At 65.5% G+C, this 15,736-nt stretch carries 14 protein-coding genes and 1 tRNA gene; 4 read left to right on the plus strand and 11 right to left on the minus strand.

Going from position 1 to position 15,736, the window contains the following annotated elements; translation table 11 throughout:
- Window positions 1-167: 167 nt before the first annotated feature.
- From IB230_RS03450 to IB230_RS03490, 9 genes are all read right to left on the minus strand, one after another.
- Entirely contained in the window at window positions 168-518 is a 351-nt protein-coding gene (locus IB230_RS03450) for a VOC family protein (protein WP_192268760.1), read from the minus strand.
- Between the two features lie 139 nt (window positions 519-657).
- Complete coding sequence (locus IB230_RS03455) at window positions 658-1,020, minus strand: hypothetical protein (RefSeq protein WP_192268762.1); 363 nt, start codon at window positions 1,018-1,020, stop codon at window positions 658-660.
- A gap of 27 nt (window positions 1,021-1,047) precedes the next feature.
- A complete protein-coding gene (locus tag IB230_RS03460; RefSeq protein ID WP_192268764.1) occupies window positions 1,048-1,467 on the minus strand; it encodes a hypothetical protein in 420 nt (139 codons plus the stop codon).
- Window positions 1,468-1,583: 116 nt separating this feature from the next.
- The gene (locus IB230_RS03465; RefSeq protein ID WP_192268766.1) at window positions 1,584-2,012 is read right to left on the minus strand and encodes a hypothetical protein; all 429 of its coding nucleotides are present in this window, start codon (window positions 2,010-2,012) and stop codon (window positions 1,584-1,586) included.
- Between the two features lie 150 nt (window positions 2,013-2,162).
- Window positions 2,163-2,486, minus strand: coding sequence for a hypothetical protein (locus IB230_RS03470; RefSeq protein ID WP_225589159.1), 324 nt, complete (start codon window positions 2,484-2,486; stop codon window positions 2,163-2,165).
- 68 nt (window positions 2,487-2,554) lie between these two features.
- Window positions 2,555-2,794 carry a hypothetical protein gene (locus tag IB230_RS03475; RefSeq protein WP_192268770.1) on the minus strand — a complete coding sequence of 80 codons (240 nt, stop codon included), beginning with the start codon at window positions 2,792-2,794 and terminating at the stop codon, window positions 2,555-2,557.
- Between the two features lie 34 nt (window positions 2,795-2,828).
- A complete protein-coding gene (locus IB230_RS03480; RefSeq protein WP_343227248.1) occupies window positions 2,829-3,374 on the minus strand; it encodes an SRPBCC domain-containing protein in 546 nt (181 codons plus the stop codon).
- Window positions 3,371-4,285, minus strand: a complete 915-nt coding sequence (locus IB230_RS03485) for a M48 family metallopeptidase (RefSeq protein ID WP_192268771.1) — start codon at window positions 4,283-4,285, stop codon at window positions 3,371-3,373. Before IB230_RS03485 ends, IB230_RS03480 begins: the two co-directional genes overlap by 4 nt.
- Window positions 4,286-4,302: 17 nt before the next feature.
- Entirely contained in the window at window positions 4,303-6,141 is a 1,839-nt protein-coding gene (locus IB230_RS03490; protein ID WP_225589161.1) for a formylglycine-generating enzyme family protein, read from the minus strand.
- A 135-nt stretch (window positions 6,142-6,276) separates the two neighbouring features.
- On the opposite strand from IB230_RS03490, the gene rnd reads away from it, so the two are divergent.
- Together rnd and IB230_RS03500 are read left to right on the plus strand one after the other, a co-directional pair.
- Window positions 6,277-7,386, plus strand: coding sequence for a ribonuclease D (rnd, locus tag IB230_RS03495; RefSeq protein ID WP_192268776.1), 1,110 nt, complete (start codon window positions 6,277-6,279; stop codon window positions 7,384-7,386).
- A 17-nt stretch (window positions 7,387-7,403) separates the two neighbouring features.
- Window positions 7,404-7,479 (plus strand) — tRNA-Ala (locus tag IB230_RS03500).
- Window positions 7,480-7,606: 127 nt separating this feature from the next.
- Here IB230_RS03500 and IB230_RS03505 read toward each other — a convergent pair.
- Entirely contained in the window at window positions 7,607-10,405 is a 2,799-nt protein-coding gene (locus tag IB230_RS03505; protein ID WP_343227249.1) for a TonB-dependent receptor, read from the minus strand.
- 273 nt (window positions 10,406-10,678) lie between these two features.
- Window positions 10,679-12,295, minus strand: a complete 1,617-nt coding sequence (locus IB230_RS03510; RefSeq protein WP_192268780.1) for an alpha-glucosidase family protein — start codon at window positions 12,293-12,295, stop codon at window positions 10,679-10,681.
- A 377-nt stretch (window positions 12,296-12,672) separates the two neighbouring features.
- On the opposite strand from IB230_RS03510, the gene IB230_RS03515 reads away from it, so the two are divergent.
- Complete coding sequence (locus IB230_RS03515; protein WP_192268782.1) at window positions 12,673-14,058, plus strand: MFS transporter; 1,386 nt, start codon at window positions 12,673-12,675, stop codon at window positions 14,056-14,058.
- Complete coding sequence (locus IB230_RS03520; RefSeq protein WP_192268784.1) at window positions 14,058-15,734, plus strand: alpha-amylase family glycosyl hydrolase; 1,677 nt, start codon at window positions 14,058-14,060, stop codon at window positions 15,732-15,734. The genes IB230_RS03515 and IB230_RS03520 overlap by 1 nt, the downstream gene beginning before the upstream one ends.
- The last annotated feature ends 2 nt before the right edge of the window (window positions 15,735-15,736 follow it).

The raw sequence follows: 15,736 nt of genomic DNA on the forward strand, positions 1-15,736 counted from the left end.
CATCCCCTGGCTTTCCGAGCCCGATCGTTGGCACTCCGTGTGAGATGAGAGGCCCTCCGAGCCCCATCGATGGAGCTTGGAGTGCCATCGATGGCACTCGGAATGCCATCCACGCCGGCGAATGTGAGAAAGAGGCGCCCTGGATGCTTCCCCGCGTATCCGATGAACTAGGCCGTCGCCGCCTGTCCGATCCAGAGACGGTTGCCGTCCGGATCGTCGATGCGGAATTCGCGCATGCCGTAGAACGTGTCGTCCAGGTCGGGCACGTCCAGCCCGTTGTCGCGCGCCTGCCGGTGGAAGGCGACCAGGTCGTCCGGATACAGGTACAGCACCGCACCCCGAGGTGCGTCCGCCGCGACGTTGATCGACTGGTCCAGCATCACCCGGCACTCGCCCCACCGCAGCTTCGCCCAGCCCCAGTCATCGCGACGATCCTCGACGGTGAAGCCCAATTGTTCGTAGAACGTGATCGCCCGCGGAAGATGGCGGACGGGTTGCATGGGGATGATGCGGTGCATGGAAATCTGCTCCTTTGTAGGATGGGTGGAGCCGCAGGCGGTTTTCAACGGCGAAGCCGGTCTACCCGTCGCGCGGACAGATGAACATAGACCGGCTTCGCCGTTGAAAGCCGCTTCGCCAACCCATCCTACGCAAACGTCAGGATTCGCGTTCGGGATGTCGACGCAACGCGATGATCAGGGGTTTCAGCTTACGCCAAGGGTATCGGCGGTCTTCCGGCCAGGGAAGCCGGAACAACGGTCTGCGCCTGCGGGCCACGATGGACGCCACCAGCCAGTCCTCGTCGAAGCCTTGCCAGACCCCGGCCACCGACCACAGGTTCGCATGGACGACGGGGTGCACCTCATCGAAGAGGATGCGCTGCAACTCGGCGATGCTGAAGGGCGAGCGCGCGCACTGTCCAGCGATGCGATTCCAGTCCGGCACGGTGTCGAGGTAAAGATCGCTCAGGGCGATCCAGAGGGGTCGCCTGGTTTCCAGTTCGCCTGCCGAGAATCTCATCCGTAAGCCGACTCCGGTGCCTCCCTCCTACTTGGCACGCTCCGGCTGAGCTTGGATCTCGTAGTAGAAGTAGACCAACTTCGCGTCGTGGTGAACGCCGGTACCCGAGAGCGGTGCATTACGAACGGCGAAGGAACCGTCGGGGAACTCGGCCAGATCGCTGTGCACGTAGGCGACATGTGTCGCCCAATCAGGATGTGCATCGAGCTCTGCCAACAGCTCCTGTGCCGACCACGGCTGCTCTTCAAGCGCGAATACATCTCCCATGCCTTCGGGTGCCAGACAGAAGTCGCCATCCGCTTCGGCGTGGAACCCGGCAACGTACATGACGTCAATATCGCTTCCCGGGCCGTCGGTGTACCGGGCAACGCCGATACGCCAAGCCGCCGCGTGCGGAAACTCCGCCAACACCTGTCTCACGTCTTCCGCAACGTCCGCGACGATCACTTCAGTACTCCAGCCAAGAACGATGGGTAGGCCGGCTTCGCCTTAAAAAAAACGCCTCCGGCTCCACCCATCCTACGGAACTACGCAACTGGAAGCCGCATCCGGCCCCATCCACGCTACTTGTTGAACAGCGTAAGACGCCGCACCAGCCTTTGCGTTTCGTCATCCCAGGGCCTGGAGGGCGTACAGCCGATTTCGCTTAACGACACGATGCCGGGAGCATCGGCAACGACGAGGACATTGTCACCAGGCAAGAACCGGCTTGTCTCGGCAAAGTCGTGGGTTACTTCATCATTCGGATCGTCATAACCCGCGCGCGAACTCAACTGGCTCACCATCGCGGGGTCGCCCTTGATCCGTCTCGCAACGATGAAGTCGTACAAGACGTTGAATCTTTCTCCAGACTTTAGCTCAGGCACAGGGACTTCGAGCTTGGCTGAAGTGATGGTGGCGACGAATACCGTACTCGCCGAGGAGATGTCGTCTTCCAGTGGCTGCAGCAGGCAGACGGCTTCTGCTCTTGCGGACAGCAGGGCGACCGACATCACTGCCCAAGAAAGCCCCTGACACTTTTTCAACCGTCCTGCGACTGGCATCGTTATCATCGTCTTACCGTTGCTCGAAGAAGAAGCGCTGGATGGGTGGAGCGAAGCGGCTTTCAACGGTGAAGCCGGTCTACCCATCGCTCGCGACGATCACTGCGCCCTGCCAAGCTTCCGCGCTAGCCGAGGCCACCATGCTGCCCCGATCAGGGCTGAGCCGCACCCCAGCAGTAACGCACCCATGCCGACGCCGTATATGGCGGCTTCGGTCTGACGGAGGAACAACCATTCCAGCTTCCCACGCAGGCCCTTCAGTGTCGCCAGCGTGGCGTCATCACGGGGAAGCATCTGCCGGATGTCGTGATACTCCTTCACCAGCCCTTGACTGAGGAATGGTGGGTCTGCGAACAGCGGCAATGCCCACACCAGCACCGCAACACCTGTGATGAGCTGCAGGACACCGACGCTGAGCACCACAAAGGCGGACGCTCCGGCCGCGCCAGACGAATCGGTGGAGTGCGGCTCACGCGTAGCCAAGCGCTCCCTTACGCCTCAGCCCACACCACATCAATGCCTTCCGACTCGCCCACCGCACCGCGCAGCAGCGCGATGAAGCCGGCGCTCGCGCCCAGGCTTTCCAGCGCGTCGATGGCGGTGTGTTCGACGTAGTAGTCCTGGTCGGTCGAGGATTCCTCTTCCATGTGGTCGACCAGCAGCTGGAAGTCTTCCTGCGAGATCGTGCCCAGCGTGCGGCCGGTGTCCTTTTCCGTCAGACGAATGCTCATGCGGTCCTGCTCTCCTTGAGGGATGGGATGAAGCTCAACGTGAAGGGGCTGGCGTCGGCGGTGTGCCGAGGAAGGTGGCGAGTCCGCCCAGCTGCACGCCCTGCACCTTGTCGACAACCGGGGCGAACTTGCCAAGATCGTCCGGCGTATAGCCGCCGACGCGGTACCACAGGCTGATGCGGGTGCCATTGTTCTCTTCGGCGAAGCGCCACTCGAGCGCACCGTTGAGCCCCATGCCCTGCAGCGGACCGAGGCCACCGGTCATGCGCAGCAGCTTGCCGGGATCGGTGAACGTCACCGTCATGTGCCAGGCCTGCTGCGCGCCGTTGATTTCGCAGAAGCAACCGCCGGCCTTGTCGCTGATCGACAGCTTCGACGCGTCGCCCCACCACGTATGGTCGGCCGGCCACCAGCGGCCGACGTCGTTCACAAGTGCGGCATAAGCAGCCTGCGGCTTCGCCGGCACCCAGACCGAGTTTTCAATGGTGAAGCCCTCGGGCGTCGCATCCTTGACCGCGGCGTACGTCGGCGCGGCCATCATCGCCGCGGCCAGCAACGCGCTGCGCAGCAAGCGCTTCACCGCGCCGCGCCCTGCGGACAGAATTTCTGCCGGTACTCCATCGCCTTCGGCATCAGCGCGGTAAGGTTCTGGATGCGCGTACCCGGATTCGGGTGCGTGGATGAGAACTCCGGCGGTGCCTGCCCGCCGCTGGCTTCGCCCATGCGCTGCCACAGCGGCACGGCTTCCTCGGGGTTGAAGCAGGCCGCCGCGGCCAGCATCAGGCCCACTTCATCGGCCTGCGTCTCGTGCTCGCGCGCATACGGCAGCAGGTAGCCGTAGCCCATGGCGGCCATCACCATCTGCTGCTGTTGCGGGTCCATACCGCTCATCGCGCCAGCCATCTGGCCGATCTGGGTGAGCTTCTGCTGCGACATGCGCTGGGCACCGTGGCGCAGCAGCGCGTGGGCGATCTCATGGCCCATCACCACGGCGACGGCGTCGGCGTTCTGCGCGACGGGAATCAGCCCGGTGTAGACGGCCATCTTGCCGCCGGGCAGGCAGAAGGCATTGGCCTGTTCGGACTCGATGACGTTGACGTCCCAGTCGAAGGTCTTCCAGTTGCCGCTGGGCTGGGTGCCTTTTTCCGCCGCGATGGCGGCTTCGACTTCGGGAATCTTCGCGATCAGGCGCTGGGCGATGGTGCGCACCTGCTGCGCGATCTGCGAGTTGGGATCGACCGGGCGCTCCTGCTGCAGGATCTCCTGATAGGCCTGCAGGCCGAGGGCCTTTTCCTCTTCCACGCCGATCGAGTTGTCGATCAGCACCTTCTCGCCGGTATAGGGATCGACGACGCGGTTGCTGAAGTAGTAGCAGCCGCCGTAGACCAGAAAGCCCAGTAGGATCAGCCAGCGCAGGTTGCCCAGGCCGCCACCACGGCGTCCGCCGCCGCCCTGCCCGTATTGCGAGCGACCGTAAGGATCTTGCCTCATCACCCTCTCCCTGGCGGCTAGATGCCGCGAACGACGCGGAAGCCCACCCGCGCATTAGTCATATCCGAATCCGAGGACGAACGCCATGCGGCCCGCGCCTGCGCCGGGGAGCTGGCCCAGGAGCCGCCGCGCACCACCCGCGACCGGCAGCCGGGATTGAACCACGCCGCGCCATCGGCCGGTGCGCGGCGATAGCTGGCATGCCAGCAGTCGCCGACCCATTCGCTGGTGTTGCCCCCCAGGTCCTTCAGGCCGAACGCATTGGCACGGAAGCGTCCCACCGGTGCCGGCCCCCAGTAACCGTCGCCGTAGCCGACGAAGGCGTTGTTCCACGTGCGCCCGCTGGGCGAGGTGTCGTTGCCGCCGGTCAGGTTGCCGAACCCGCGCGGTGGCTGGCCATTGCCCCACGGATAGCGGCCCTGTTCACCGGCGCGCAGCGCGTATTCGTACTCGGCTTCGCTGGGCAGCCGATAGCTGTGTCCGGTCTGTCCGGCCAACCACTCGGCATAGGCTTCGGCGTCGTACACGCTGACGTGCAGCACCGGCATGTCGTCGGTGGCGCGCAGACCCGCATAGTCGGATTGCCAGTCCACGCCGCTGCGGCGCACGAAGTTGCCGCTGCGCTCGTCGTAGACGATCGAATGCCCGCGGCGCGTGGCGCGTGGGCGGTACTGCGTGGCTTCGACGAAGCGACGGAACTCGCCCACCGTCACCGCATGCCGTGCCATCGCGAAACCGCGGTCGAAGCGCACGTAGTGTGCCGGCTTCTCGGCATCGGCCGCGCCGTTCTCTTCCGCGGCGGCCCCCATCAGGAAGCCGCCATGCGGCACCACCACCATTTCCGGGCCACGCCCCCCGTAGTGGAGCCCGTCGGTGAAGGCCTGGCCGGGGCGGAACTGGCCATAGTGCGTGGCCAGATCGATACGCAAGCGGAAGTCGGCGGCCACGCGATTGCCCGGCTCGGCGATGCGCAGCACCTCGGCCAGCTTGATGCGGGCATCCTTCAGGCCGATCGGCGTGGCCATGTCGCGCACACCGGCGTCGCGCAACTCGACGATGCGGGCCAGACGGACGGCCTCCACGCGCACGCGTGCGTCGGCCACGGTCTGCGCGTCCTCCCGGACCTTCGACGCATGCTCGAGCCAACGCAGTGCGGTGGTGAAATCGCTGGCCAACGCGGCGTCCTCGGCATGCCGGACCATCGCACTCTCGACCGCGGCCACGCCCTGCGTGGCGCGTGGCTGGCCGGGCTTCCATTTCAGCACTTCGCGGAAGCCGGCCAGTGCCCCACCGCCAGCCTCACCCAACCGGCTTTCGCGCAGGGCGCGTTCGCTGGCGAGGTTGAGCCGCGTGAGCTGGTCGGCCTCATCCACCTTCGCCAGATACGCAGTGACCGCGGCATCGCCCGGCGCCACCGTCCGCGCCACAGCGGCGATCTGGCGCGCACGGCGCAACGACTCGGTCCGGTCCTCGGCGTGCCGCAGCGCCTGTGCGCCCTGCTCCAGCAGGCGGTCCAGACTTCGGCCAAGGCCGTTCTTCGCGCGCGCGTCGGCGGCATCGAGCCGCAGCAGCGCGAGATAGAGCGGGATCGCATCGTCGGGCCCGTCGAACAGGCGTCCCTCGGACAAGGCTTCCGCGGCGCGCTGGTGCGCATCGCCGGCGCCCTCGGGCGCCAGCGCAACGGGGGGCGGACGCCAGTTCAATTCATCGACGGCGCTGTCGTCGCCACTGACGGTGACGCTGGGCATGCGGATCGCATCGGCACCGTCGTCCGCGCCGTCCGGGTTCGCGGCATCGCGCGAACAACCGGCGAGCCACGGCAGCGACAACAACAAGGCGGCGAGGATCGCGCGCAAACACCCTCCGTGATGGGAGCCTCCGGCCCCCATGAGAGAATGCCGGCCGACATGACCGGCAGACGTTACCGGCTGAACCGGGACCTTAGGTTATTGTCGCCTGACTGAGCAAACGACGCATCACGCGGAGAAGACGTGCCCCACTGGATCAATACCCCCGCCGCGCTGGACGCGCACCTGCAGCGCCGGCCGACACGGATCGGCCTGGACACCGAATTCGTCCGCGAGCGCACCTACTGGCCCCAGCTCGCGCTGGTGCAGATCGCGCTCGAGGACGACGTGCTGCTGGTCGACCCGCTGGCCTCGGGCATGACCGAGGCGTTGCGGCCGTGGCTGCTCGATCCTTCGATCACCAAGGTAATGCATAGCGCGAGCGAGGACCTGGTGGCGTTCAAGGTCGCCTGCAACGCGCTGCCCTCGCCCCTGTTCGACACGCAGATCGCCGCGGCCATCGCGGGCGTCGCCGCCGGTATCGGCTACCAGAAGCTGGTGGAGCGCGTCACCGGCATCGCGCTGCCCAAGGGCGAGACGCGCTCGGACTGGTTGCGTCGTCCGCTGAGCGAATCGCAGCTTCACTATGCCGCCGACGACGTGCGCTACCTGTTCGCCGTGCACGATTTCCTTCAGGCCGAACTGGCTGCGACGGGCCGCCAGGCCTGGGTGGAAGAGGACTGCGCGCGTTTCGTCGACAACGCGGCGCACGATGAGGGTGAACGCTGGCCGCACCTGTCGATGCGCAGCGCGCAGTTCCTCGACGTGGACGCGCAGCGCCGGCTGGTGCGACTGCTGCGGTGGCGCGAGACGCAGGCCCGCGCCAGCGACAAGCCGCGCAGCTGGATCCTCGACAACGAACTGGCGGTCGCCCTGGCGCGTACCCCGCCCATCGACAAGGCCGCGTTGTTGCGCCTGTTCGACACCCAGCCCAAGGCCCCGCGCAAGCTGGCCGACGCCGTCTGGCAGGCGCTCTCCACGGCACTGGACGACGAAGCCGCGATGCCGGTGGCGCGCAACGCCACCGACGACGACAAGGCGCAGGTCAAGCGCCTGCAGGACGCCGTGTCCGCGCGCAGCCAGGAACTTGGCCTGCCCGACGGTGTGCTGGCCTCGCGCCGCTACCTGGAAGCCCTCCAGGAGTCCGGTCAGTGGCCCGCCGCGCTGTCCGGCTGGCGGCGGCAGGAGCTGGCGCCGGCGCTGGACCCCATCCTCGACCGGTCAGGCTTGGCACCCGCGCCCGCCGCGGGCTAGAATGGTGCCGCTCTTGTGGGGCCATAGCTCAGCTGGGAGAGCGCGTCGTTCGCATCGACGAGGTCAGGAGTTCGATCCTCCTTGGCTCCACCATCCAACATGAAAGGCCAGGCGAATGCCTGGCCTTTTTTGTTGCCTGCGCTCAGTCCACGAAGCTTCCTCGCAAAGAAAAACCCGCCGGCATGACGCCGGCGGGTCGGGAGAGCACCGCTCTGGAAAATCAGAACCGGTAGTTCACGCCTAGCAGGTAGGTGCGGCCCCACTCGATGTATTCCAGCGGACGATCCTTCGTGCCGGCGTAGGTCTGATAGGCCTCGTCGGTAAGGTTGCTCACCTGGAACAGGAAGCTCAGCCCCGCCAGGGCATGCGCATCGGGGAAGGAGTAGCTGACCTGCGCATCGGTAAGGTCTTCGCCAACCACATAACGCAGTGTGCGATCGCCATCGAAGTTGCCGATCTCGCCAATGAAATCCGAACGCTTGCGCTGGCTGACACGCGCCTCGAAACCGTTGCGCTCGTAGTAGACGGTCAGGTTGTAGGTGCGCTCGGACAAGCCGGGCAGCATGATGTTCTGGCTGCCCACGCTGCTGGTCGATCCCGGTGGCGGCGGGATGGTGATATCGCTGTCGTTGAAGCCCGCGCTGGCGATGACACCGAACCCTTGCAGCGAATCGGTGAACAGGTCCAGCGGCAGCGATGCCGTCAGCTCCAGGCCCTTCATCTTGCCGCCCTTGCCGTTGTAGGGCGCGGTGAAGCGACCCGTGCTCTGGGTGGGCGGCTCGCCCGGACCGGGCACGTAGTCGGTCAGCAGGTCGCTGAAGTCGAAGCCATCGCGTGCCTCGGTGTAGATGTAGGTGCGCAGGTCTTTGTAGAAGAACGCCGCCGCCACGTACGCCTTGTTACCGAAGTACTTTTCCCACGACAGATCGAAGGCGTAGGCGCGCCACGGCTCCAGCTCCGGATTGCCACCGCTGCCGCCGGGCTCGCCGGTGGCGGTGTTGACGCCGAAGTCCAGTGATGCGCGCAGCTCGTCGACACGCGGACGCGCGACTTGCTCGGCCAGGCCCACGCGCAGGGTCTGATCCGCCGGCAGCGAGAACGCCAGGTTCATGCTCGGCAACACCTCGGTATACGTCTTGCCGCGGGTGACCGGCTGCACGTTCTGGCCCGCCGGGCGGGTGCCATCCCAATACCGCGAGTCGGACGACTGGTCGACATGCTGGACCTGCACGCCGATGTTGCCTCGTACCGGCACCGAACCCCACTCGGTGTCGAGGTTGGCGCGCGCGAAGGCGGTCCCGATTTCCTCGTTGACCTCCCATGCCTTCGGAATCAGGTAGGACAGGTTATCGACGGGTTCGAACGTCATGTAGCGAGCAACGGCCGCCGGCACATTCCATGACGGAATGTATCCGATGCCCGCGAAGCGCAGGTCGACCAGACCGTACTGCAGATCGGAAGCGATCGAGGTGATGCCCTGGGCACCGAGATTGATGTTGCCTTCGGGCTGCCACTTCGACTTCTGGCGATCCGCGTAGTTCACGCCAACGTCCATGTCCGTGAACCAACCCAGCGCCTCGGGGAGCGGGAACGATGCTGCCAGCTTGATGGCGCGAAGTTCGTCCTCCACCTTCGGCGTCTTGCCGTAACCCGAGCCGTAGATCGTGTTGGCGAGGAAGAGCTGGGAAGAATCCGAGTAGTCGAAACCGGGGTTGATCTGCGAGAAGCCACCGCTGCGGAACGTCAGGTCAACCGAGTCCAGCTGCGGCGCCGGCAGTCGCTGCGTGTTGTTCTCAAGGTTGATTTCATCGCGCTTGGTCTTCGACCAGCTGACATCGGCCGTCAGCCGTACCGACCCGACGTTGAACTCGTTGTTCCAGCCGAACGCGTTGATCTCGTCTTCGCGGTAGTTGTACATGCCGCGGACCAGCGGATAGACGTTGTTCGCCGTGCCGCCCGTGAACGTGCCGTTGCTGTTGATGGTGGGATTGGTGACCAGCAGGCGATCGTAGCCGCCGTTGTAGTCTCCGATGTGCACTTCGAACTGGTTGGCGGTATTGGTCTGCTCGGCTTCCGAATGGAACAGATCCAGCGTGCTCGTCCAAGCATTGGAGGGGCGGAACTGAAGCGTAGCCATCACGCCATCCCGCTTGGTTTCGCCGGTGCGACGAAGCGCCTTGATGCCGCCGGAGTAGAACGTGCCCGCGGGCACGCCCGGCCGCCAGCCGTCGCCGATCGCCTCCCAGGGTTCGTAGAGGCCAACCTGGTTCTCCTGCATCGGCGTGGTCGCGTGCGAATAGCCGATCGAGAAGCCGAACGTGCGGGCCTCGTTCTGGGTGATGTAGCTGGCATTGATGCGTTCGCCGTATGCCGAAACGCCTGCCGCCGCGCCCAGCGAATTGCGCTGTCCACGCACGCCGACCGCGCCGACCGGCGCGTCGAAGCTGAGCGGCCGCACGGTCTGCATGTCGACGGTACCGGACAGACCTTGTCCGACAAGACCCGCATCCGGGGTCTTGTAGACGGTGACACCACTGACGAGCTCAGACGGATACTGATCGAACTCGACGCTACGATTGTCGCCCGTGCTGACCATCTCACGCCCGTTGAGGAGCGTAGTGGAGAAGTCAGGCGACAGGCCGCGCACGCTGATCACCTGCGCACGGCCCGCAACGCGTTGCGCCGCCAGACCCGGCAGACGGGCCAGTGATTCGGCGATGCTCACGTCAGGCAGCTTGCCGATGTCTTCGGCGGAGATCGCTTCGACAATGGAGGTGGAGTCACGCTTGACCGAAATCGCACTTTCGATGCCGCGACGGATGCCTCGAACCACGACGGTATCGAGCTCGGTTGCCTCGTTCACCGGCTTCGGGTCGGCGGCGGTTTCGGCGGTCTGGGCCTGGACGCCGGTCGCGATGAGCGCGATGGCGGACGCCAACGCCGCGCTCAGCAGGTTGCGCTTGAAATGCATGTTCCCCTCTCCAAGGACGTTGTATGCGATGAACCGGGTGCGTCGCATGCTGCGATCGCCCGGGTCTGCCATGCCAGGGCACGCGCCCCGGAATGTGCGGCCATGGTAGTGGCGTGCGCGGCCGCACAAATCGGCCTGCATACGTATTCATGCATATTTCCGCGAACCGCCGTAACACGCATTCCATACGGGAAAACAGGCATGGGAACGGCATCCGCATCATGTCCGCGCACGGTTCATGAACGCCGCATCGTGGCGACGGAACAGGGCGCCTTCGATCGGCGCGCACTGCCTCCAACACGCGGTCGGAGGCGCGGGGTGTCAGGCGATGCTGGCGAAGTACACGCCACGCGCCGGCAGCGACAGCGTCCCGCCATCGTGCGTCGCACGCTGCAGGCCGTGCCCTTCCAGCGCCTCGGCGACGATGCCGTCCGGCAACGGCCACTGCACCGCCCGGGCGGACAGGTTGAACACCACCAGGATGCGTTGACCTTCGTCTTCACGCACGAAGGCGAGCACGGGTTCGGATGCATCGAGGAAGCGGATGCCACCACTGCGCAATGCGGGTTGTGTGCGCCGCCATGCGAGGAAGCCGCGCACCAGATTGAGGACGGACGACGGATCGGCGTCCTGCCTGGCCACGTTGATGGCGCGGTGCTCGGCGGGAATCGGCAGCCAGGGCTGGCCGTGGCTGAAGCCCGCCTGGGTTTCGTCGTTCCACGGCATCGGCGTGCGGCAGCCATCGCGGCCCTTGAAGTTCGGCCAGAACGTCTTGCCGTAAGGATCCTGCAACGCTTCGTACGGCACGTCGGCCTCGGGCAGGCCCAGCTCCTCGCCCTGGTACAGGCAGACCGAGCCACGCAGCGAACACACCAGCGCCACCAGTTGCGCGGCCAGCGCGGGCGACGACTCGCCATTGCCCCAGCGCGTCACCGCGCGTTGTACGTCGTGGTTCGACACCGCCCAGCACGGCCAGCCCTCCGCCATCGCCGCTTCCAGCCGTTCGACCGTCGCGCGGATGTAGGCCGCACTACCGTCCTCGGTCAGCAGCTCGAAGCTGTAGCCCATGTGCAGGCGCTGGTCGGTCACGTACTCGGCGGTGGTGGCCAGCGAATCCTCCGATGAAATCTCGCCGAGTGCGGCCGCGTCCGGGTACTGGTCCAGCAGCTCACGCAGACGTTCGAGGAAGACGACGTTCTCCGGCTGCGTGTTGTTGTGGTAGTGGTACTGGTAGGCGTACGGATTGTCGGGGCTGAATCCGCGACCGACGCGCTTTTCCTTCGGCTTGGGCGGATTGTCGCGCAGCTGCGCGTCGTGGAAGCAGAAGTTGATCGCGTCCAGCCGCAGGCCATCGACACCGCGGTCCAGCCAGAACTGCACGTTGTCCAGCGTCGCCTGTTGCACGGCCGGGTTGTGGAAATTCAGGTCGGGCTGGCTGGCGAGGAAGTTGTGCAGGTAGTACTGCTCGCGGCGCGGCTCCCAGCGCCAAGCCACGCCGCCGAACAGCGACATCCAGTTGTTGGGCGGCGTGCCGTCTTCCTTCGGATCGGCCCACACGTACCAGTCGGCCTTCGGGTTGTCGCGGCTCTCGCGGCTTTCCTTGAACCAGGCATGGTCGACCGAGCAGTGGCTGAGCACCTGGTCGATCATCACCTTGACGCCCAGCGAGTGCGCCTTGGACAGCAGGCGGTCGAAGTCGGCCAGCGTGCCGAACAGCGGATCGACGTCGCGGTAGTCGGCGATGTCGTAGCCGAAATCGGCCATCGGCGACTTGAAGAACGGCGAGATCCAGATGGCATCCACGCCCAGGCCGGCGATGTAGTCGAGCTTCTCGACGATGCCCGGCAGGTCGCCTACTCCGTCCCCGTTGGTGTCCAGGAAGCTGCGGGGGTAGATCTGGTAGATCACCGCGCCGCGCCACCAGTTGTCGTTCTTCATCGATGCACTCGTCGCAATGCGTGGCGCACCCCTCCGGTGCGCTCGGCGGGCGCCACTATTCCACGGGCCATCGGGATGCGCGCAGGCTGTTCGTCATCGACGGGCATGAATACGTATGCAGATCATCGCGGACGTAGAAGCAGCGCCACTCGCTCCGGCGCGCTTGCGGCGCATGCGCCCGCTCCTGAAACGCAGATACGCCAAGGGTTTCCGCGTCATCGCCATGCCATGCAGGGGCTGACGCGCGAAGACTGCAACGCGGCCGTGTTGTTTGCGGTGCAGCATGGAATCATGCGCGCATGTCGGCAAGATGCCGCCACGCCCGCCGACGTGCGCGCGCACTTCGTTCGTCCGCATCGCACTGCCAGGGAATCCGAATGACCGCCAAGCCCCGCCTGTCTTTCTGGCAGATATGGAACATGTCGTTCGGCTTCCTCGGCATCCAGTTCGGCTTCGCGCTCCAGGGCGGCTTCATGTCGCGCATCTTCCAGACACTGGGTGCGGAGAAGGACGCACTACCCCTGCTGTGGATCGCGGCACCGTTGACCGGCCTGCTGGTGCAGCCGGTGATCGGGTACTTCAGCGACCGCACCTGGCATCCGCTGCTCGGCCGCCGACGCCCCTACTTCCTCGCCGGCGCGATCCTGAGTTCGATTGCCCTGGTCTTCATGCCGCACTCGCCTACGCTATGGATGGCCGCCGGTTTGTTGTGGGTGCTCGACGCCAGCATCAACATCAGCATGGAGCCGTTCCGTGCGCTGGTGGCCGACAAGCTGCCTGAAAGTCAGCGCTCCTACGGCTTCGTGCTGCAGACACTGATCATCGGCATCGGTACCTGGGTCGCCAGCAACCTGCCATGGTTCATCGCCCAACTCGGCGTGTCGAATGAAGCTGGGCCGGGCGTCGTGCCGCCGTCGGTGAAGATCGCGTTCGCCATCGGCGCGTTTGTCTTCATGGCCAGCATTCTGGTGACCATCCTCACCACGCGCGAGTACCCGCCCGAGGACATGGAGCGGTTCCGCGCCGAGAAGAAGGCGCAAGGCAACGTCATCAGCGAGATCGTCCAGCACGTCATCCACATGCCTGCGCAGATGCTGCGGTTGGGCGTGGTGCAGTTCTTCAGCTGGCTGGCGTTCTTCGCGATGTGGAGCATGGCCACGCCCGGCCTGACCGAGCACGTGTTCAAGGCACCGGCGCCCGATCCCGCGCTCTTCGACATGGGCGTGCCGGCGCAGGCGGCGGACTTTACGAGTGCGAATGCGGCCTTCCAGAACGCGGCCGACCTGGTCGGTTCCTATATGGGCTACTACGGCCTGTCGTCGATGCTGGTCGCGCTGCTGCTGAGCTTCTACGCCGCCCGCCTGCCGCTCAACCGCAAGGCGGTGCACGCCGGATCGCTGGTGCTGGGCGGCATCGGCTTCCTGTCGATGTGGTTCGTGCCGCACCCGTCCTGGCTGATCGGCTCGTTCGCCCTGGTCGGCGTGGCGTGGGCCAGCATCCTGTCGATGCCGTATGCCCTGCTGTCCAGCCATGTGCCGGCGGAGAAGATGGGCATCTACATGGGCATCTTCAACATGTTCATCGTGATCCCGCAAATCGTGGCCGCCACTGTGCTTGGTCCGGCACTGCGCGGCCTGTTCGACACCCAGGCGATCTTCGCTCTGGTCATCAGCGGCAGCAGCCTCCTGCTCGCAGCGGTGTCGCTCACGGGCGTGCGGGAAACCCACGACGCCTCCCTTCCCTCTCCGCCGCAGGTGCATTGATGCGACTTCCCCGCCAACGTCCGCTCGCCCTCCTGCTGGCATCGCTGCTCTGTGCGCCTGCCGCGCATGCAGCCGAGGACTTCTACGGCACCACGGAGCCCTTCGCGAAGGAAGCCGTCTACTTCGTGCTGACCGACCGCTTCGTCAACGGCGATCCGTCGAACGACCATCGCGACCAGGGCGGCAAGAATCCGACCTTCGACCGCCCCACGCCGGGCGCACCGGCAGGCCAGACGGACAACGTCGGTTATCTTGGCGGCGACTTCAAGGGTGTGCTGGACAACGCCGGCTATATCCGCGGCCTCGGCTTCACCTCGGTGTGGGTCACGCCGATCATCGACAACCCGGACGAAGCCTTCACCGGCGGCGAGGAGGTGAAGTGGGCCGGGATGTTCACCGACCGCGGCAAGACCGGCTACCACGGCTACTGGGGCATCAACTTCTACAAGCTGGACGAGCACCTGCCCAGCGAAGGCCTGGATTTCGCCGGCTTTACCGCCGCGATGAAGGAACAGAAACTGGACGTGGTGCTGGACATCGTCGGCAACCACGGCTCGCCCGCCTACTCGATGCCGACGATGCAGCCGCAGTACGGCAAGGTCTGGGACAAGGACGGCAAGCTGATCGCCGACCACCAGAATCTGGATCCCGACAAGCTGGACCCGCGCCGCAAGCCGATGCACGCCTTCTACAACACCGGTGGCGGACTGGCGCAGCTGTCCGACTTCAACGAGAACAACCCGGCGGTGATGGAGTATCTGGTCGGCGCCTACGAACAGTGGATCGACCAGGGCGCCGCCGCGTTCCGCGTGGACACCATCGCCTGGATGCCGCACGCGTTCTGGAAGGAATTCGTCGACCGCATCCGCGCGAAGAAGCCGGGCTTCTTCATGTTCGGCGAGAACTTCAACTACGACGCCGCCAGCATCGCCGGCCATACCTGGACGCGCAACGGCAGCTACAGCGTGCTGGACTTCCCGCTGAAGGCGAAGCTCACCGATGTCTTCGAGAAGCCCGGCACGAGCTACGAGGAAATCGGCAAGGCGCTGTACCTGGAAGACGGTCCGTACGCCAACCCGTACGACCTGATGACGTTCTACGACAACCACGACATGGCGCGGATGAAGGCCGCCGACGCCGGCTTCATCGATGCGCACAACTGGCTGTTCACGGCGCGCGGCATCCCGGTCATCTACTACGGTTCGGAGACCGGATTCGAGCGTGGTCACGCCGAGCATGCGGGCAACCGCAACTACTTCGGCCAGGAACGCATCGATGCCGCACCGCAAAGCCCGATCTTCGGCCCGCTGAAGCGCATCGCCACCCTGCGTCGCGATACGCCCGCACTTCAGCGTGGCCTGCAGCTCAATGTCCGCCTGAAAGGCGACCAGGCGATCTTCTATCGCGTGCTGCAGCACGAGGGCGTCACCCAGACCGCGCTGGTGCTGCTGAACAAGGCCGATGCACCGGCGAAACTGTCGGTCTCCGAGTATCTGGAAGCCGGCAACTGGCGCGACGCTTTCACCGGCAAGACCCAGCGCGTGCGCAATCGCCTGCAGGCGGACGTGCCGGCGCACGGGGTACGCGTATTCCTGTTCGACCAGCCGCTGACGCGTAAGGACACGCGTGTGCGCCTGGCGGACCTGATGGCCCGCAAGAAGACCGATCCGCAGTAAGC

The sequence above is a fragment of the Pseudoxanthomonas sp. PXM01 genome, assembly GCF_014851815.1.
In the GTDB taxonomy this organism is placed as follows: Bacteria; Pseudomonadota; Gammaproteobacteria; order Xanthomonadales; family Xanthomonadaceae; genus Pseudoxanthomonas_A.